This window comes from Variovorax flavidus (assembly GCF_030317145.1).
GTDB classification, from domain to species: Bacteria; Pseudomonadota; Gammaproteobacteria; order Burkholderiales; family Burkholderiaceae_C; genus Variovorax; species Variovorax flavidus.
In genome coordinates this window covers 56,988-75,133 of sequence record NZ_JASZYE010000005.1, presented here as the reverse complement: position 1 = coordinate 75,133, position 18,146 = coordinate 56,988, and the positions used below count along the sequence as shown (strand labels likewise).

The window sequence follows — 18,146 nt, the reverse complement described above, 5'->3', positions numbered from 1 at the left end:
ATGACGACGTCGCATCTCGAAGACGCCTCCACCGGCAAGCTGACCCGGCGTGCCTTGCTCGAAGCCGGTGCGCTGGTCGTCGGCTTCAGCCTGTTCCCGAGGGAGTCGGCGCTGGCGCAAGCCGCTGGACCCTCCGCAGCAGCCCAGCGCCCGTTGGCGCTCGACCAGGTCGACTCCTTTCTTGCCATCCGTGGTGACGGTTCGGTGATCGTCTATTCCGGCAAGGTCGATTTGGGCACCGGCCACCGTATTGCCATGCGCCAGATGGTGGGCGAGGAACTCGGCGTGCCGGTCGAGCGCATCGACCTGATCGAAGGCGACACGGCGCTGACGCCCAACCAGGGCCCGACAGCCGGCAGCAGCGGCGTGATGCGCGGCGGCGTCGAATTGAGGCAGGCCGCAGCGACAGCGCGTGAGGCGCTGGTCGCGATGGCCGCCCAGAAGCTGCAGGCGCCCGCCGACCAGCTCAGGTTGGCCGACGGCGCGGTACGCGCTCCGGATGGCCGCAGCGTCGCCGTCCCGGTTCTCGTGGGCGGTCGCAGTTTCGACGTCAAGATGAATCCCAAGGCGCCGCTGAAGCGCCCGGCGGACTACGTGCTGGTCGGCCGCCCCTTGCCGCGCCCCGACGTGCCCGCCAAGGTGACCGGACGCCATGTCTACGTGCACGACCATGTGGTGCCCGGCATGCTGCACGGCCGCGTGGTGCGGCCGCCCTCCGTTGGCGCGCGCGTGCTCGCGGTCGACGAGTCGTCCATCGCGCGCTTGCCCGCCGTGCGCGTGGTGCGCATTGCCGATTTCGTCGGCGTGGTGAGCCCCGACGAATGGGCTGCCGTGCGTGCGGCGCGCGAACTCAAGGTGCAGTGGAGCGACAGCGCGCAGTTGATAGGCCACGAAGCCCTCGTCGACTGGGCACGCAGCGGCCCCTTCGTCGCCGAGGAAGTCATCGCGACCAAGGGCGACGCGCAGCGCGTAGCCAGCCTGCGCGATGCGTCCGACGTGCTTCGGGCAACCTATTCGTGGCCCATCCAGTCGCACGGTTCCATCGGTCCGTCATGTGCCGTGGCCGACGTCCGGCCTGACGGCGGGACTGTGTGGACCGCATCGCAGGCGAGCCATCGCTTCCTCAACGTCTTTGCTGCGCTGGTCGACCTGCCGCGCGACAAGCTGCGCGTCATCTATCTCGACGGCGCTGGCTGCTACGGGATGAACGGCCACGACGACGCGGCCGCCGATGCGGTGCTGCTGTCCAAGGCGGTCGGCAAGCCGGTGCGCGTGCAGTGGAGCCGCCAGGACGAACTGGGCTGGGATCCCAAGGGTCCGCCGCAGTTGCTCGCGATCCAGGCCAGCCAGATGCCGGATGGCCGTATCGATGCGTGGGAAACCGACATGTGGGTGCCGCGCGCCACTGCCAACCTGGAGTGGATTCCGCTGCTGTCGCCGCTCGCGGCGGGCATGAAGCAGCCGGTCGGGCAGGCGACGGGGCTGGTCTCGCAGAACGGCGATCCGCCCTACGCCGCCAATGCGGTCAAAGTGTCGGCTCACTGGCTGGGCCCGGCGCCGCTGCGGCCATCGAACATTCGCGCGCCGGGCAAGGTCGCGAACTGCTTTGCAGTGGAAAGCTTCGTCGATGAACTCGCCTCGAAGGCGCACGTGGACCCGGTGGCCTTCCGGCTGCGCGACATGTCGAATCCTCGGGGTGTCGAAGTGATCCGGCGCATGGCGCAGATGGCCGGCTGGCAGGCGAGGCCCTCGCCGGCAGCGTCCGCTGCCAAGGGCAAGGTCGCGACGGGGCGCGGCATGGCCTACATCCACTACAAGAACAACGAGACCTTCGTCGCCGTGGCGATGGACGTGGAGGTCGACCGTTCGACCGGCGAGATCGCCGTGCGCCGCGTCTGCTGCGCCCATGACTGCGGGCTGATGATCAATCCCGACGCCGTGCGCGCACAGGTCGAAGGCAACATCCTGCAGACGCTCTCGCGCACCTTGTATGAGGAAACCACCTTCGACCGCTCGCGCGTCACGAGCGTCGACTGGGCCAGCTATCCGCTGCTGCGCTTCCCGGCGGTGCCGCGCCTGGAGATCGCATTGATCGATCGCCGCGACGAGCCGCCACTGGGTGCGGGCGAAGCCGCGGCGAGTCCGGTGCCGGCGGCGCTGGCGAACGCGGTTTTCGATGCCACGGGCGTGCGTCTGCGCAGCGTGCCCTTCACCAGCGACAAGCTGAAGGCATTGATGGCCTGAGTTCGCCTTTCAGGCGTTCTGGAAGTCGTTGCTGTGCAGGCAGATGGCGACGTTCGGGTTTTCCCGAAAGCGCATCGTGGCCATGGCGTCGATCGAATCGGCGTTCTGTGCGTAGGCTTGCACCAATTCGGAATCCCCACCTTCGGGCGCGTGGAAGCGGGTGTGGAGCGCTTCCTCGTCGATGCGGGCGATGATCCGGGCGCCGTCGAACCCGTCGGGATAGATGGCGAACTGGACGCTGCCAGTCGCGGCGTGGAAGATTGCTTCTGAGGCCATGGTCGTTGCGTGCTGTTCGGTGCGTTGCGGACAGTGTCCCGCTTCCTTGAAAACGAAAGCATCCGTCCGACGATGTATGCCCCACTGCAAGATGTGGACCATTTCACGGAAATGACGCTCGCCCCCAGGCTTGCTCACTTCGTGTAGCCGCCTTCCCCCTGCCGGGGGCAACACCGGCAGCCCGGCGGAGCCGGTTCTGCGGTGTTTTGCGAACTGGCTTGCGGCCTTTTTTTACGCGGTGGTGAGCATGCCGCGTTCTTCGATGAAGGAGACGACTTCGGCCAGGCCGGTGCGGGTCTTGAGGTTGGTCATCACGAAGGGGCGTTGCTTGCGCATGCGCTTGGTGTCCGCCTCCATCACGCTCAGGTCTGCACCGACGTAGGGCGCCAGGTCGGTCTTGTTGATGACGAACAGGTCGCTCTTGGTGATGCCGGGGCCACCCTTGCGGGGGATCTTCTCGCCGGCCGCGACGTCGATCACGTAGATCGTGAGGTCCGACAACTCGGGGCTGAAAGTGGCTGCGAGGTTGTCGCCGCCGGACTCGACGAACACGACGTCCGCATCCGGGAACTGGACCAGCATGCGGTCGATGGCTTCGAGGTTGATCGACGCGTCCTCGCGGATCGCAGTGTGCGGGCAGCCGCCCGTTTCCACGCCCATGATGCGTTCGGCCGGCAGGGCGCCGGCCACGGTCAGCAGGCGCTGGTCTTCCTTGGTGTAGATGTCGTTGGTGATGGCGACGAGGTCGTACTTGTCGCGCATCGTCTTGCAGAGCATCTCCAGCAGCGTGGTCTTGCCGGAGCCGACGGGGCCGCCGATGCCGACGCGCAGGGGCGGCAGTTTCTTGGTGCGGTGGGCGATGTGGTGGAGGGCGGAGGACATACGTGCTGACGTGCTTAGCTTCTGAAGAGACGCGAGTATTGGGTTTCGTGCCGGGAAGACAGGATGGCGAGCATCGGCGAGAAAGCTTGCCGCTCGTCATCCGTGAGTGTGATCGCAAGATCGACCGCCGTGGGGATTTCCGCGGCCAGCCGGCCGAGCATGCGCTGGCCCGCGCTCTGGCCTAGCGGCACGGCCTTGACCGCGGCGCCGATCATGTTTTCGGCCCATCCGAAGGCAAAGGCGAGGCAGGCATCGCGCACGGGCGCCGCGGTGCGGGCCGCCGCGAAGGCAAAGGCGATCGGGTAGCTCGCGGGGAGCGATTCGAATACCTTCGCCGCATCTTCGTGGTGCAGCTTGAGCCATTCGACGAAGGAGCGGCCCATCTGCTCGGTCTGGAGCAGGAACTCGGCGGATTCACGGGTCTGGAAGACCCAGGCGTTGAGCGCGTGGATGCGCGGCATGTCGCCGGTGCGCCAGGCGGGGATCGCCTGCGCCAGAACGGCGAGGTCGGCGCGCGCAAGGCTCAGCTGCAGCTGGTCGACGAGCCAGTCGGACGCGGCCTGCTCGGTGCCGAGCCCGGCCCATTCGATGCCGGCCTCCAGCCCTTCGGAATAGGAGAAGCCGCCCACGGGCAGCGCCGGCGACGCGAGCCAGATCAGTTGAAGAAGGCTCGCCGCGGGCAGGGCGGCCGGCGCGTCATCCATCAGTGCGAATGGCCGTGCGAGTGGTCATGGTCATGGTCATGGTCATGATCGTGCCCGTGATCGCCATGCGCAGGCGAACCGGCATAGGCGTCCGGATGCAGCACCGGCCCGACCGGCCCGGCGCCGTGCGAATGCCCGTGCCCGCCACCGTGTGCGCCGTAGGCGCCGCCTTCGGGTTCGAAGGCTTCCTCGGCTTCACGCACGATCAGGTGCATCGACCTCAGCATGCCGGCCAGCACGTGGTCGGGTTCGATCTTCAGGTGATCGGGCTTGAGCTCGATCGGCACGTGGCGGTTGCCGAGGTGATAGGCGGCACGCATCAGGTCGAAGGGCGTGCCGTGTTCGCTGCAATGCGTGATGACCAGCACCGGCTGGCGCGCGGCAATCACCTTGATCAGTGAACCGTCCTCGGCGACCAGCACGTCGCCGCCGCGCACGGCGGTGCCGCGCGGCAGGAACACGCCGATCTGGCGGCTCTGGGAATCGGTGGTGTCGAATCGGCTTTTCTGGCGGACGTCCCAGTCGAGTTCGACGGTGGCGGCGCGCTTGAGCAGGACGGGGGCGAGGCCGCCGCCCTGGGGCATGAGTTTGTTGGCGGTGAGCATGGGAGGCAGGTTGGTCGATGAATGCGGATTGTCGATCCGCGCGCAACATCGAACCTAGAACAGGAAATATCGCTGCGTCATCGGCAGCGAAATCGCCGGATCGCAGGTCAGCAGTTGCCCGTCGGCACGCACCGCGTAGGTCTGCGCATCGATTTCCATCGTCGGCGTGAACGCGTTGTGCACCATGTGCTGCTTGCGCACGCCGCGGATGTTCTTCACCGCGCTCAGGTTCTTGGCGAGCCCGTAGCGCCGGCCGATGTCCGCCGCGAGGCCCGCTTGCGAAACGAAAGTCAGCGAGCTTCTTGCCAGCGAGCCGCCGTAAGCGCCAAACATCGGCCGATAGTGCACCGGCTGCGGGGTCGGGATCGATGCGTTCGGGTCGCCCATGGCGGCCATCGCGATGCTGCCGCCCTTGATGATCGTGAACGGCTTGACGCCGAAAAAGGCCGGCTTCCACACCACCAAGTCGGCCCACTTGCCGACCTCGATGCTGCCCACTTCATGGGCGATGCCGTGCGCGATGGCCGGGTTGATCGTGTACTTGGCGACGTAACGCTTGGCGCGGAAGTTGTCGTTGCGCGACTCGTCTTCCGGCAGCTTGCCGCGTTGCGCCTTCATCTTGTGGGCGGTCTGCCAGCAGCGGATGATCACTTCGCCTACCCGGCCCATGGCCTGGCTGTCGGAACTGAACATGCTGATGGCGCCCATGTCGTGCAGGATGTCTTCGGCCGCGATCGTCTCCTTGCGGATGCGGCTTTCGGCAAAGGCCAGATCCTCGGGAATGCCGGCGTCCAGGTGGTGGCACACCATCAGCATGTCGACGTGCTCGTCGAGCGTGTTCACCGTGTAGGGCATCGTCGGATTGGTGGAGGAGGGCAGGAAGTTCGCCTCGCCCACCACGCGCAGGATGTCCGGCGCGTGGCCGCCACCGGCGCCTTCGGTGTGGAAGGCGCAGATCGCGCGGCCCTTCACGGCCGCGATGGTGTTCTCGACAAAGCCTGATTCGTTGAGCGTGTCGCTGTGGATCGCCACCTGCGTGTCGGTCGCCTCGGCCACGTCCAGGCAATTGCTGATGGCGGCCGGCGTGGTGCCCCAGTCCTCGTGCAGCTTGAGGCCGATCACGCCTGCGTCGATCTGCTCGTGCAGCGCGGCCGGCAGGCTCGCATTGCCCTTGCCCAGAAAGCCGAGGTTCATGGGGAAGGCATCGGCGGCCTGCAGCATGCGTTCGATGTGCCATGGGCCCGGGGTCGCCGTGGTGGCGAAGGTGCCGGTGGCCGGGCCGGTGCCGCCGCCGAGCATGGTGGTCACGCCCGAGGCCAGCGCCTCCTCGATCTGCTGCGGGCAGATGAAGTGGATGTGGCTGTCGATGCCGCCCGCGGTGACGATGTTGCCTTCGCAGCTGATCACCTCGGTCCCCGCGCCGATGACGATGTCAACGCCCGGTTGCACGTCCGGGTTGCCGGCCTTGCCGATCGCGACGATGCGGCCGTCCTTCAGGCCGATGTCGGCCTTCACGATGCCCCAGTGGTCGAGGATCAGCGCGTTGGTCATCACCGTGTCCACGGTGCCCTCGGCGCGCGTGCGCTGTCCCTGCGCCATGCCGTCGCGGATGGTCTTGCCGCCGCCGAACTTGACTTCCTCGCCGTAGCCGCCGGCATGCAGCGTGTAGTCCTCCTCGACTTCGATCACCAGGTCGGTGTCGGCCAGGCGGATGCGGTCGCCCACCGTGGGGCCGAAGATTTCTGCGTAGGCGCGGCGGCCGATCGTTGCCATTCAGAGTTTTCCTTGTACGAGGCCGCGGAAGCCGTAGACCACGCGGTCACCGGCGAAGTCCACCAGTTCGACCGTCCGTTGCTGGCCGGGCTCGAAACGCACGGCGGTGCCCGATGCGATGTTCAGGCGCATGCCGCGCGCCGCCTCGCGGTCGAAGCCCAGCGCGCCGTTGGTTTCGGCGAAGTGGTAGTGCGAGCCGACCTGGATCGGACGGTCGGCTGTGTTCTGGACCACCAGGGTCAGCGTGCGGCGGCCGGGGTTGAGGACGTGCTCGCCCTCGTCGGTGATGAGTTCGCCGGGGATCATCGGCGCTGCCTCAGGCGAGGCCGCCGAGGAGGGCGACGCCGAACAGCGCCACCGCAGCGCCGGCCAGGCGGGGCAGCCAGCGATGGCTGTGGCGCAACGACCAGCCGATGGCAATGCCGGCGCCATGCAGGACGACGGTGGCGGCGAGCATGCCGGCGAGGGTCATTGCGGCGGCGGATTCGCCGGCCAGTTCCTGACCGTGCGCGATGCCGTGGAACACGGCGAACACGCCGACCAGCGCTGCGGCGGCGAACGCCGGCAGGCGCCGTTGCGTGAGCACCAGCAGTCCGAGCACCAGCAGCGATGCGGCAATCATCGGCTCGACCGCCGGCAGTTGCACACCGCCCAGGCCTGCCATGGCGCCGGCCAGCAACATGACGGCGAAGCCCAGTGGCGCCCACAGCAGGTCGGGCCACGCGCGGCGCGCAGTGAGCGCGCTCCAAAGGCCCACGGCCACCATCGCGGCCAGGTGGTCCACGCCGGTCAGCGGATGAAGAAAGCCGGTGATGAAGCCGTGATGGTGCGCCCCGTCGACGCCGGTGTGAGCGTTGGCGACCAGCGGCAGCGCGGCCAGCAGCAGGGCGAGGATGGGTGTGGTGCGAGTCAGGCGCATGGATGTCGGTCCTTGTTGTTGTGCCAAAGGAATGGGTTCAGACGATCGGCTGATGAACAGTAACCAGCTTGGTGCCATCCGGGAAGGTGGCTTCGACCTGAATGTCCGGGATCATCTCCGGAACGCCGTCCATCACGTCGGCGCGCGTCAGCACGGCGCGGCCTTCGCTCATGAGGGCCGCCACGCTCTTGCCGTCGCGCGCGCCTTCCATCACGGCCGCCGAGATCAGCGCAATGGCTTCCGGGTAGTTGAGCTTCAGGCCGCGGGCGCGGCGCCGTTCGGCCAGCAGCGCCGCCGTGAAGATCAGCAGCTTGTCTTTTTCTCGTGGTGTCAGTTCCATGCAAATACCTTTGCAACACTCATGCCTCCTGTTGCCTGCCCGCTGCCGGGCACGACTGTTGCACGCATCCCTCCGTGCACTCCACCGCCGTTCCCCCCGCTCCGAGCGACGAAGCGCCGCAGCGCATCGTCAAGGTCCGGCGCGACTACAACAGCTGGGTCGCCAGCGAAACGCTGGAGGACTACGCGCTGCGCTACACGCCGCAGCGCTTCCGGCGCATGTCGGAATGGCGGGTGGCGAACACGGCCTTCGGCGGCGCAGCCTCGTTCCTGATCCTGGAGGCGGTCGGTGCCACCCTTCTGGTGCAGTACGGCTTCGTCAATGCCTTCTGGGCCATCCTGGTCACCGGGCTCATCATCTTCCTGGCGGGCCTGCCGATCAGCGTCTACGCCGCGCGCTATGGCGTCGACATGGATCTGCTCACTCGCGGCGCCGGCTTCGGCTACATCGGCTCGACGCTGACCTCGCTGATCTACGCGTCCTTCACCTTCATCTTCTTCGCGCTCGAAGCGGCGGTGATGGCCTATGCGCTGGAACTGGCGCTGGGCGTGCCCCCGGTCTGGGGCTACCTCGTGTGTGCGCTGGTCGTGATCCCGCTCGTCACGCACGGCATCTCGGCGATCAGCCGGCTGCAGGTCTGGACGCAACCGATATGGCTGCTGATGCTGGTCGTGCCGTTCGGCTACGTGCTTGCGCGCGATCCTGGTGCGTTCTCGGGCATCGCGCACTATGTCGGTGTCAAGTCGGCATCCATCGGCTTCGATCTGCACCTTTTCGGTGCTGCGCTCACGGTCGGCATCGCGCTGATCACGCAGATGGGCGAACAGGCCGACTACCTGCGTTTCATGCCGGCGCGCACGGCCGCCAACCGCGGGCGCTGGTGGGCCGCAGTGCTCGCCGGCGGGCCGGGCTGGGTGGTGCTCGGCGTGCTCAAGATGCTGGGTGGCGCGTTGCTGGCCTACCTGGCGATCAGCCACATGGTGCCGCCCGAGCGCGCCGTCGATCCGAACCAGATGTACCTGGCGGCATACGAGTACGTCTTCCCCAACTACGGCTGGGCCGTCGTGGCGACGGCGGTGTTCGTCGTGATCTCGCAGCTCAAGATCAATGTCACCAACGCCTATGCGGGCTCGCTTGCGTGGAGCAACTTCTTCTCGCGCGTGACGCACAGCCACCCGGGCCGCGTGGTGTGGGTGGTGTTCAATGCGCTCATCGCCTTCATGCTGATGGAGATGAACGTGTTCGAGGCCCTGGGCGACGTGCTCGGCCTCTACGCCAACATCGCCATCGCCTGGATGATGGCGGTGGTGGCCGACCTGGTCATCAACAAGCCGCTGGGCCTGTCGCCGCCGGGCATCGAGTTCAAGCGGGCGCACCTGTGGGACATCAACCCGGTCGGGGTCGGTGCGATGGCACTGGCGTCTGTGCTGTCGATCACCGCGCACCTCGGCGTGTTCGGGCCGTTGGCACAGGCCTTCTCGGCGCTGATCGCGCTGGGCACGGCCTTCGTTGCCGCGCCGCTGATCGCCTGGGCCACGCGCGGCAAGTACTACATCGCGCGCGTCTCCGATGAACGCGGTGCGGCCCCGTTCGCGCCGGCCGCCCGTCGCTCGGCGGTGCGCTGGGCTCGCGTCGAATCCGATGCCGGCAGCTACCGGCGGCTCAGCACCCAGCGCTGCGCCATCTGCGAGCGCGAGTACGAGGGGCCGGACATGGCGCACTGCCCCGCCTACCAGGGGCCGATCTGCTCGCTGTGCTGCACGCTCGACGCGCGCTGCGGCGACCTGTGCAAACCGCAGGCGAGCCTCTCGGCGCAATGGTCGGGCGCCTTGCGCTGGCTGCTGCCGCGCCGCGTGTGGCCGTACCTCGACACCGGACTCGGCCATTTCCTGCTGCTGATGCTGATCGTCGTGCCGCTGCTCGCCGCCGTCTTCGGCGTGCTCTACCAGCAGGAACTGCGCGCGCTCGGCGAAACCGCCCTGACCGAGAGCGCGCTGCTCGATCTGCAGCCCGCATCGCTGCGCTCGGGCTTCCTCAAGGCCTACATGGCGCTGCTGGTGATTGCCGGGATCGTCGCGTGGTGGCTGGTGCTCGCCCACCAGAGCCGCAAGGTCGCGCAGGAAGAATCGAACCGCCAGACCCATCTGCTGGTGCGCGAGATCGAGCTGCACCGCGAGACCGACCGCGCGTTGCAGGCCGCCAAGCAGACAGCCGACCAGGCGCGCGAACAGGCGGACCAGGCCAACCAGGCGAAGAGCCGCTACATCAGCGCCATCAGCCACGAACTGCGCACGCCCCTCAACAGCATCCTGGGCTATGCGCAGCTCATGGGCGAGGACGCCGCCGTGCCGCCGCACCGCCGGCAGGCGGTCGCGGTCATCCGGCGCGGTGGCGAGCATCTGCTGTCGTTGATCGAGGGCACGCTCGACATCGCCCACATCGAAGCCGGCAAGCTCACGCTCAATGCCAGGCCGATGCAGTTTGCCGAAGTGATGAGCGAACTGGCCGACATGTTCGAACTGCAGGCCGAGGACAAAGGCCTGGCCTTCCGTTTCGAGCCCAGCGGCACCTTGCCGGAACTGGTACGCGCTGACGAGAAGCGGGTGCGGCAGATCCTCATCAACCTGCTCGGCAACGCGATCAAGTTCACTGCGGCAGGGCAGGTCACGTTGCGCCTGCGCTATGCGCGCGAATTCGCGGCCATCGAGATCGAGGACACCGGGCCGGGCATGTCGGCCGAGGAACTGGGCCGCATCTTCGAGCCCTTCGCGCGCGGCGCGACCGCCGGCCCTGCAGCGCCTGGCGCGGGCCTCGGACTCACGATCGCGAAGATGCTGATCGACCTGATGGGCGGCGAGATGACCGTCCAGAGCACGCCAGGCGTCGGCTCGGTGTTTCGCCTGCGCCTCTTCCTGCCGCACGTGCACGAGGTGCAGGCCGCGAGTGTGCGGAGAGTCACGGCACCCGTGGTGCGCGTGCGGCGCGGCTACGAAGGCCCGCGCCGGAGGCTGCTGGTGGTGGACAACGAGGAAGTCGATCGCGACCTGCTCTCGCACCTGCTGTCGCCCCTCGGCTTCGAGTTGCGGACGGCGGCAAGCGGCCACGATGCGCTCGACCTGATCGCTGCCGGCTGGCGGCCCGACGCGATGTTCGTCGACCTCGCCATGCCGGGCATCGACGGCTGGGAAACCATTCGGCGTTCGCACGCGCTCGGGCTCGCGAACGCTGCGGTCGCGATCGTGTCGGCCAATGCCTTCGACAAGCGCCTGGACAACGACGTCGGCATCACGCCGGAGGATTTCTTCGTCAAGCCGGTGCGTCACAGCGAACTGCTCGATTGGCTGGAGCGGCGGCTCGAACTGCGATGGAATGACCAGCCCGCGGTGCCGCCGGTTTCCGCGCCATCAGGCGTGGTGCTGCCTTCGACCGAGCGCCTGCGCGCGCTCGAAGAGGCGGTGAGCCTCGGTTACTTTCGGGGAATCATGAACCAGCTCGACGCGATCGACGCAGCGCAGCCCGAATGCGCGATATGGACTTCAACGCAGCGTGCATTGGCGCGGCAATTCCAGTTCGACGCGATGAGCCGCACCCTGACTGCGGCAGTGGGGACCCCATGAGCACGGCCACGCCACTCGTCAACACCCTGCGCGGCAGCGGGGGCAACAGCGACCTCGTGCTGATCGTGGACGACGTGCCCGACAACCTCGCCGTCCTGCACGATGCGCTCGACGAATCCGGCTACACCGTGCTCGTCGCGACCAGCGGCGAGCAGGCGCTGCAACGCGCCGCGCAGGCCCGGCCCGACATCGTGCTGCTCGACGCGATGATGCCCGGCATCGACGGCTTCGAAGTCGCGCGGCGGCTCAAGGGCGATACCGCGACCGCGCACATCCCGATCGTCTTCATGACCGGCCTCACCGAGACCGAGCATCTTGTTGCCGCGCTCGAAGCCGGTGGCGTGGACTACGTCACGAAGCCGATCAAGCCCAAGGAAGTGCTGGCGCGCATGAATGTGCACCTGCAAGGCGCCCGCCGCGCGCGCCAGGAGGCGCAGCAGGCCGGCCAGGCGCGCAATGCGCTCGATGCCTTCGGCTACGCGAGCTTCACCGTGCGCATGCCCGAGGGCAAGCTGATCTGGCAGACGGTGCTTGCGCGCGACCTGCTGCTGCGCTACTGCGGCACCAGCGCACCGGTGACGCCGCCCGCAGTGCTCGACTGGCTGCGTCGTCACCTGCCCGATGCGCAACAGCGCCAGATCGAGCCGCCCGTGCTGGCGATCGAGCAGGGCGCGACCAGCCTGAACGTGCGCCTGCACCAGCAGACCGGCCACGACGACGGCGGCGACGACTGGCTGATCATCATGCGCGAGGTGTCCGACACGGCGGTCATCGAAGCCATGAGCCTGAGCCTGAAGCTCACGGCGCGCGAAGCCGAGGTGCTCTACTGGGTTGTCAAGGGCAAGACCAACAAGGACATCGGCGAGATCCTGGGCAGCAGCCCCGCGACCGCGAAGAAGCACCTGGAGCGTGTGTACGTGAAGCTCGGCGTCGAGACGCGCACCGCCGCGGCCGGCGTGGCGATGAAGCGCATCCGCGAATTGCAGCCCCAGTTCGAGATCTGAGGGACTCGCCTGCCGGGCGTGGCGGGCGCATGATGGCCGCGAAGCCGACATGCACGGCTTCTAGAATCCGCCGCCATGCGCCGATACGACCTCCTCATCCCGCTGTGGCTGATGGCCGCGACCGTGCAAGCCGGCGGCCATTTCGATGTCGACGACGCCTTCACGCTCGACCCGGGGCAGTGCCAGTACGAACTCTGGGGCGGGCGCTTCGGGGACGAGCCGGTCACGGACATTCATCTCGGGCCTGCGTGCCGGGTCGGTCCGGTCGAACTGGGCTTCAACTTCGATCGCTATTCCGTGCCGGGGTTGCATGGCGTCGTGCTCGGGCCGCAGGTGAAGTGGACCTATTGGGGCCAGGGCGCGGATTCAAGGTTTGCCGCGGCGATGTCCGCTGGCGTGAATGTCGATGTCACGCATGGCGGCTACACGGGCGGCCAGGTCCTGCTGCCGGTGAGCTGGCGTGCGCTCGACAGCCTGTGGATTCACGCCAATGTCGGGGCCGACTGGTCGACCGTGACGGGCGAGCGCACCGGGCGAGGCGGCCTCCAGGGCGAATGGGCGTTGAACGACAAATGGAGCCTGATGTTCGAGCGGTTCCGCGCCTTCGGGTTCTGGACGTCACGCGTGGGTGCGCGATTCAACGTCACGCCGTTGATCAGTGTCGACGTGACCGCCGCGCGGACCAGCGTCGCAGGCAGCCCGAGGGTGTACGTGATCGGGCTCAATCACGAGTTCAAGGCGCCTTGACGGGACAAGGCGGGCACGCCCCTAGAGCAGATCGATGCCGGGCAGGCTCTTGAAGCAGGTCTCGCGCGTGATCTGGACAAAATCCGCCAGCCAGGCCTGACGCGATGTCGCCGCGGAACAGGCCATGTGCAATTCGCCGGTGAGACCGTTCTTGCCTACGCGCCGCGCAGTGATATAGCCCCGGTCGAGATAGCCCTGAACGGCCCAGAGCGGAAGCGTGGCAATGCCGCGCCCGCTGGCCACCAGTTGCAGCATGGCCACGGTGAGGTCTGTCGTGCGGCGTTGGGCGGGTGCGACGCCGGCCGGTTCCAGCACCTGGCGCACGATGTCGAGCATGTCGTCTGGCACCGGGTAGGTGATGAGCGTCTGGTCGGCGAAGTGGCGTGCCGTCAGATGCGGTTTCGAGATCAGCGGGTGATCGTTCGCCACCAGCGCCACGATCTCGAAACGGAAGAGCGGGTGATAGTCGACCGTTTCGTCCGCGTCCTGTTCCGACACGATGGCGACGTCGGCCCGGTCTTGCAGGACGAGTGCGATGGGGTCCGGATGGAAGCCCGAGACGATGTCCAGTTCGATCTCGGGCCAGCGCTGGCGAAACGCGTCCATGGCCGGCATCAGCCAGTCAAAGCAGGTGTGGCACTCCACCACGATGCGAAGCTGGCCCGCCCGGCCCAGCGACAGGCGCGCCAGGTCACGCTCGGCCTCGCCGATCATCGGCATCGTGCGGTCCGCGAGTTCGAGCAGGCGCAGGCCTGCCGCGCTGAACTGCGGCGGCACGGACTTTCGCTCGTACAGCGCAAGGCCAAAGTGGTCTTCCAGCAGCTTGATCTGGTGCGAGAGCGCCGATTGCGTGAGATTGAGCAACTGGGCGGCCCGAACCAGACTTCCCGTGTCGCGCAATGCGGCGAGGGTGCGGAAATGGCGAATTTCGAGGACAGATTTGGCCATGAATCAAATTCACGTTGATGCGCAAAATGTTTCGTTTGAATCATAGCCTCGTCCTTGGGATCATCGGGTGATGACCCGTACCCACACCCTCGGATTCCCGCGCATGGGCGCCCATCGCGAACTGAAGTTCGCCCTCGAAAAGCATTGGCATGGCGAGATCGACACCGCCGCGCTCGAAGCCGTCGGCGCCGACCTGCGCGCCCGTCACTGGCAAGCCCAGAGCGATGCCGGGCTGGACTTCGTCACCGTCGGCGACTTCGCGTTCTACGACCATGTGGCCAACCACATCCAGCTTCTTGGCTGCGAGCCGCCACGCTTCGACTTTGCCGCCGAGCCGGAACTGGCCCGCTATTTCACGATGGCGCGCGGCGTGGCCGACGAAACCGGCCATGAAGGGTGCGCCCACGGCGCGCATGGCACCTTCGCGCTCGAGATGACGAAGTGGTTCGACACCAACTACCACTATCTCGTGCCCGAGTTCACGGCGAACACGCGCTTCGGGCTGGCCTCGGTCCGCCTCTTCGACGAGGTTGCGCAGGCACAGAAGCTGGGGCACAAGGCCAAGGCCGTCCTGCTTGGCCCGCTGAGCTTTCTCTGGCTCGGCAAGGAGAAGCAGGCGGGTTTCGACAGGTTCACCTTGCTGGACTCGCTCCTGCCGGTCTACGAGCAGGTGCTGGCGCGGCTGAAATCGCTCGGCGTCGAATGGGTCCAGATCGACGAGCCGATCCTCGGCCTCGATCTGCCGGATACCTGGCGCAATGCCTTCGAACGCAGCTACTGGCAACTGGCGCGCAGTGCACCGAAGCTGCTGCTCGCAACCTACTTCTCGCCGTTGGCGGAGAACCTCCGTCTCGCCTGCCAGTTGCCCGTGGCCGGCCTGCACGTCGATGCGGTGCGTGCGCCCGAGGAACTCACCGGCGTGGCCGACTGGCTGCCGGCACACAAGGTGCTGTCGGTCGGCATCGTCGACGGCCGCAACATCTGGCGCACCGATCCGGACGCGGCGCTGAAGCGCCTGCAGCCCGTTGCCGACAAGCACAAGGGCGAACTCTGGATTGCGCCGTCCTGTTCGCTGCTGCACGTGCCCTTCAGCCTGGCGTCGGAGACGAAGCTCGATCCGGAAATCAGGAGTTGGCTCGCCTTCGCCGTCGAGAAACTCGACGAACTGCGCGTGTTGCGGGCTGCACTGGACGGCGAAGAGTCATCGGTCGAAGCCGAGCTGGCCGCGGCACGCCAGGCCGCTGCAGCGCGTCGCAGCAGCCCGCGCGTGCACCGCGCCGCGGTGGCATTGCGGCTCGCCAGGACCGTGTCGGCCGACGACAAGCGGGCCTCGGCCTTTGCGCAGCGCCAGGCGGAGCAACGTGAGCGCTTTGTGCTGCCGCCATTGCCGACGACGACCATCGGATCCTTCCCCCAGACCGCCGCGATCCGTGCCGCGCGCGCCGCCTTCAGGCGCGGCGAACTCGATGCCGCCGGCTACCGCGAGAAGATGCAGGCCGAGATCAGGCTGGCCGTGCACAAGCAGGAAGAACTCGGCCTCGACGTCCTGGTGCACGGTGAGGCCGAGCGCAACGACATGGTCGAGTACTTCGGCGAACAGCTCGATGGCTTTGTCTTCACGGCCAACGGGTGGGTGCAATCGTATGGATCGCGTTGCGTGAAGCCGCCGGTGATCTTCGGCGACGTGGCGCGGCCGAAACCGATGACCGTCGAATGGACTGCGTATGCGCAGAGCCTCACGAAGCTGCCGATGAAGGGCATGCTGACCGGACCGATCACGATCCTGCAGTGGTCCTTCGTGCGCGATGACCAGCCGCGCAGCGTCACGACGGAGCAGATCGCCTGGGCGATACGCGACGAGGTGGTCGACCTGGAGAAAGCCGGCATCGGCATCATCCAGATCGACGAGCCGGCCATCCGCGAAGGGCTTCCGCTCCGGCGTTCGCGCTGGAAGAGCTACCTGGAGGGCGCGACGCGGTCGTTCCGCATCAGCGCCTCGGGTGTGGCCGACCGGACCCAGATCCACACCCACATGTGCTATTCCGAATTCAACGACATCCTGCCGGAGATCGCGGCGATGGACGCCGACGTCATCACGATCGAGACCAGCCGCTCGGACATGGAACTGCTGCGCGGGTTCGGCGACTTCCAGTACCCGAACGAGATCGGCCCTGGCGTCTACGACATCCACTCGCCCCGCGTGCCGACGGCCGACGAGATGGTGAGGCTCATGCGCAAGGCCGCGGCCGTGGTGCCGCCGGCGAATCTGTGGGTCAACCCCGATTGCGGTCTCAAGACCCGCGGCTGGCCCGAGACCGAGGCCGCATTGGCCAACATGGTGGCCGCTGCCAAGGTCCTGCGCAGCGAACTGGCGCTCAGATCTCCGCGCCTTCCACGAGAAACCTGACGCGCCGCACGCCCTGCCATTCGTCGGCATCGAGCCGGTAGGCGATCACCACCTTGGGCGGCAGCGGCTCGGTGTGGCCGAACCAGATGCCGTCGACCGGCTTGCCGCGGTGCTTGAGCTTCAGCGCGAGGTGCTTCTCGCCGACGAGGCGCTGCGACACGACCTCCACTTCCTCGCTGAAGGTCGGCGGCGCAAAGCCCTGGCCCCAGACTTCACGGTGCAGCGTATCGACCAGGTCCACGCGAAGGTATTCGGGTGCGAGTGGTCCGTCGGTGTCCAGCCGGCGCGTCAGGGTGGCGGCGTCGAGCCACTCCTGCGCCACTTCGGCGAGCGCCTGTTCGAAGGCCGGGAAATGCTCCCGCGCCACGGTGCAACCGGCCGCCATCGCGTGGCCGCCGAAGCGCAGCAGCACGCCGGGATGCCGCTTGGCAACCAGGTCGAGCGCATCGCGCAGATGAAAGCCGGGAATCGACCGGCCCGAGCCCTTGAGTTCGTGCGACTTGCCGTCGGCGCCGCTGGCCGCGAAGACGAAGGTGGGCCGATGGAAGCGTTCCTTGATGCGCGAGGCGACGATGCCGACCACGCCTTCGTGGAAGTCCACGCCGAACACGCTGATGGCCGCGGGCGGTGCCTGGGTGTCGTCGAACAGCGATTCGGCCAGCATCAGCGCCTTGTCGCGCATGCCGCCTTCGATGTCGCGCCGCTCGCGGTTGATGCCGTCGAGCGTGCGTGCGAGTTCGTCCGCGCGGCCGGCATCGTCGGTCAGCAGGCATTCGATGCCCAGCGTCATGTCGGCAAGACGACCCGCGGCGTTGATGCGCGGGCCGAGCGCAAAGCCGAAGTCGAAGGTGGTCGCCGACGCCGCGTTGCGGCCCGCGGCCTTGAAGAGCGCCGCGATGCCTGCGGGCATGGCGCCCGCGCGGATGCGGCGCAGTCCCTGTGCGACCAGCCGGCGGTTGTTGGCGTCGAGCCGGACCACGTCGGCGACCGTGCCGAGCGCGACCAGGGGCAGCAGGGCATCGAGCTTGGGTTGGTTCGCCACGTCGAAAACGCCGCGCGTGCGCAGTTCGGAGCGCAGGGCAAGCAGCACGTAGAACATCACGCCGACGCCTGCGATGCTCTTGCTTTCGAAGTCGCAGCCGGGCTGGTTCGGATTCACGAGCACGTCGGCTTCGGGCAGCGACGGGCCCGGCAGGTGGTGATCGGTCACCAGCACCGACAGGTGGCGTGCCTTGGCGGCGGCCACGCCTTCGACGCTCGCGATGCCGTTGTCGACCGTGATGAGCATGTCGGCGCCGCTGTCCGCGACGCGCTCGGCGATCGGCGGCGTGAGACCGTAGCCGTCCGTCACACGGTCGGGCACGAGGTAGCTGGCGTTCCTGGCGCCGAGCAGGCGCAGGCCGCGCACGGCGACGGCGCAGGCGGTTGCGCCGTCGCAGTCGTAGTCGGCGACGACGCACAGGCGCTTGTCATCGCGGATCGCATCGGCCAGCAGCACGGCCGCCTCGCGCGTGCCGCGCAATGTGTTCGGCGGGAGAAGACGCGCGAGGCCGTCGTCGAGTTCTTCCTTGCCCAGCACGCCACGCGCGGCGTAGAGCCGCGCCAGCAATGGATGGATGCCGGCCTGTTCGAGCGCCCAGGCGCTGCGGGGCGGGATGTCGCGGGCGACGATCTTCATGA

Annotated in this window: 15 protein-coding genes; 5 read left to right on the top strand and 10 right to left on the bottom strand. The window is 67.5% G+C overall.

Annotated features, from left to right (window positions below; all coding sequences use genetic code 11):
- Positions 1–2,244, top strand: coding sequence for a xanthine dehydrogenase family protein molybdopterin-binding subunit (locus QTH90_RS22040; protein WP_286666713.1), 2,244 nt, complete (start codon positions 1–3; stop codon positions 2,242–2,244).
- A gap of 9 nt (positions 2,245–2,253) precedes the next feature.
- Here QTH90_RS22040 and QTH90_RS22035 read toward each other — a convergent pair whose 3' ends face one another.
- The 8 genes from QTH90_RS22035 to QTH90_RS22000 form a co-directional block, all read right to left on the bottom strand.
- The gene (locus tag QTH90_RS22035; RefSeq protein ID WP_286666712.1) at positions 2,254–2,520 is read right to left on the bottom strand and encodes a hypothetical protein; all 267 of its coding nucleotides are present in this window, start codon (positions 2,518–2,520) and stop codon (positions 2,254–2,256) included.
- Between the two features lie 231 nt (positions 2,521–2,751).
- Positions 2,752–3,402, bottom strand: a complete 651-nt coding sequence (ureG, locus tag QTH90_RS22030) for an urease accessory protein UreG (RefSeq protein WP_286666711.1) — start codon at positions 3,400–3,402, stop codon at positions 2,752–2,754.
- Between the two features lie 14 nt (positions 3,403–3,416).
- Positions 3,417–4,106, bottom strand: a complete 690-nt coding sequence (locus QTH90_RS22025; protein ID WP_286666710.1) for an urease accessory protein UreF — start codon at positions 4,104–4,106, stop codon at positions 3,417–3,419.
- On the bottom strand, positions 4,106–4,711 hold the full coding sequence (gene ureE, locus QTH90_RS22020; RefSeq protein ID WP_286666709.1) for an urease accessory protein UreE: 606 nt from the start codon (positions 4,709–4,711) through the stop codon (positions 4,106–4,108). Before ureE ends, QTH90_RS22025 begins: the two co-directional genes overlap by 1 nt.
- Before the next feature lie 54 nt (positions 4,712–4,765).
- The gene (ureC, locus tag QTH90_RS22015) at positions 4,766–6,484 is read right to left on the bottom strand and encodes an urease subunit alpha (protein WP_286666708.1); all 1,719 of its coding nucleotides are present in this window, start codon (positions 6,482–6,484) and stop codon (positions 4,766–4,768) included.
- Entirely contained in the window at positions 6,485–6,790 is a 306-nt protein-coding gene (locus QTH90_RS22010; protein ID WP_286567719.1) for an urease subunit beta, read from the bottom strand.
- 10 nt (positions 6,791–6,800) lie between these two features.
- Positions 6,801–7,403 (bottom strand): HupE/UreJ family protein, encoded by a 603-nt coding sequence (locus tag QTH90_RS22005; RefSeq protein ID WP_286666707.1) that lies wholly within the window; start codon positions 7,401–7,403, stop codon positions 6,801–6,803.
- A gap of 37 nt (positions 7,404–7,440) precedes the next feature.
- Positions 7,441–7,743 carry an urease subunit gamma gene (locus tag QTH90_RS22000; RefSeq protein WP_286666706.1) on the bottom strand — a complete coding sequence of 101 codons (303 nt, stop codon included), beginning with the start codon at positions 7,741–7,743 and terminating at the stop codon, positions 7,441–7,443.
- Positions 7,744–7,817: 74 nt separating this feature from the next.
- Between QTH90_RS22000 and QTH90_RS21995 the strand changes: the two genes are divergently transcribed.
- From QTH90_RS21995 to QTH90_RS21985, 3 genes are all read left to right on the top strand, one after another.
- Positions 7,818–11,360 (top strand): ATP-binding protein, encoded by a 3,543-nt coding sequence (locus tag QTH90_RS21995; RefSeq protein WP_286666705.1) that lies wholly within the window; start codon positions 7,818–7,820, stop codon positions 11,358–11,360.
- Complete coding sequence (locus QTH90_RS21990; RefSeq protein WP_286666704.1) at positions 11,357–12,364, top strand: response regulator transcription factor; 1,008 nt, start codon at positions 11,357–11,359, stop codon at positions 12,362–12,364. Before QTH90_RS21995 ends, QTH90_RS21990 begins: the two co-directional genes overlap by 4 nt.
- 75 nt (positions 12,365–12,439) lie before the next feature.
- Positions 12,440–13,111 (top strand): PA4824 family protein, encoded by a 672-nt coding sequence (locus QTH90_RS21985; protein WP_286666703.1) that lies wholly within the window; start codon positions 12,440–12,442, stop codon positions 13,109–13,111.
- 21 nt (positions 13,112–13,132) lie between these two features.
- Here QTH90_RS21985 and QTH90_RS21980 read toward each other — a convergent pair whose 3' ends face one another.
- Positions 13,133–14,059, bottom strand: a complete 927-nt coding sequence (locus QTH90_RS21980; protein WP_286666702.1) for a LysR family transcriptional regulator — start codon at positions 14,057–14,059, stop codon at positions 13,133–13,135.
- Positions 14,060–14,129: 70 nt separating this feature from the next.
- Here QTH90_RS21980 and metE point away from each other — a divergent pair, with 70 nt between their 5' ends.
- On the top strand, positions 14,130–16,466 hold the full coding sequence (metE, locus tag QTH90_RS21975; RefSeq protein WP_286666701.1) for a 5-methyltetrahydropteroyltriglutamate--homocysteine S-methyltransferase: 2,337 nt from the start codon (positions 14,130–14,132) through the stop codon (positions 16,464–16,466).
- On the opposite strand, the gene recJ is transcribed toward metE, so the two are convergent.
- On the bottom strand, positions 16,435–18,144 hold the full coding sequence (recJ, locus tag QTH90_RS21970; protein ID WP_286666700.1) for a single-stranded-DNA-specific exonuclease RecJ: 1,710 nt from the start codon (positions 18,142–18,144) through the stop codon (positions 16,435–16,437). The genes metE and recJ overlap by 32 nt on opposite strands.
- Positions 18,145–18,146: the final 2 nt, after the last annotated feature.

Excerpts from the sequence above, each read along its gene's own strand:
- QTH90_RS22010 (WP_286567719.1), bottom strand. The coding sequence starts at position 6,790 with ATGATCCCCGGCGAACTCATCACCGACGAGGGCGAGCACGTCCTCAAC.
- QTH90_RS22000 (WP_286666706.1), bottom strand. The coding sequence starts at position 7,743 with ATGGAACTGACACCACGAGAAAAAGACAAGCTGCTGATCTTCACGGCG.
- QTH90_RS22035 (WP_286666712.1), bottom strand. The coding sequence starts at position 2,520 with ATGGCCTCAGAAGCAATCTTCCACGCCGCGACTGGCAGCGTCCAGTTC.
- QTH90_RS22025 (WP_286666710.1), bottom strand. The coding sequence starts at position 4,106 with ATGGATGACGCGCCGGCCGCCCTGCCCGCGGCGAGCCTTCTTCAACTG.
- QTH90_RS21980 (WP_286666702.1), bottom strand. The coding sequence starts at position 14,059 with ATGGCCAAATCTGTCCTCGAAATTCGCCATTTCCGCACCCTCGCCGCA.
- recJ (WP_286666700.1), bottom strand. The coding sequence starts at position 18,144 with ATGAAGATCGTCGCCCGCGACATCCCGCCCCGCAGCGCCTGGGCGCTC.
- QTH90_RS21985 (WP_286666703.1), top strand. The coding sequence starts at position 12,440 with ATGCGCCGATACGACCTCCTCATCCCGCTGTGGCTGATGGCCGCGACC.
- QTH90_RS22040 (WP_286666713.1), top strand. The coding sequence starts at position 1 with ATGACGACGTCGCATCTCGAAGACGCCTCCACCGGCAAGCTGACCCGG.
- ureC (WP_286666708.1), bottom strand. The coding sequence starts at position 6,484 with ATGGCAACGATCGGCCGCCGCGCCTACGCAGAAATCTTCGGCCCCACG.
- ureE (WP_286666709.1), bottom strand. The coding sequence starts at position 4,711 with ATGCTCACCGCCAACAAACTCATGCCCCAGGGCGGCGGCCTCGCCCCC.
- metE (WP_286666701.1), top strand. The coding sequence starts at position 14,130 with ATGACCCGTACCCACACCCTCGGATTCCCGCGCATGGGCGCCCATCGC.
- ureG (WP_286666711.1), bottom strand. The coding sequence starts at position 3,402 with ATGTCCTCCGCCCTCCACCACATCGCCCACCGCACCAAGAAACTGCCG.
- QTH90_RS22005 (WP_286666707.1), bottom strand. The coding sequence starts at position 7,403 with ATGCGCCTGACTCGCACCACACCCATCCTCGCCCTGCTGCTGGCCGCG.
- QTH90_RS21990 (WP_286666704.1), top strand. The coding sequence starts at position 11,357 with ATGAGCACGGCCACGCCACTCGTCAACACCCTGCGCGGCAGCGGGGGC.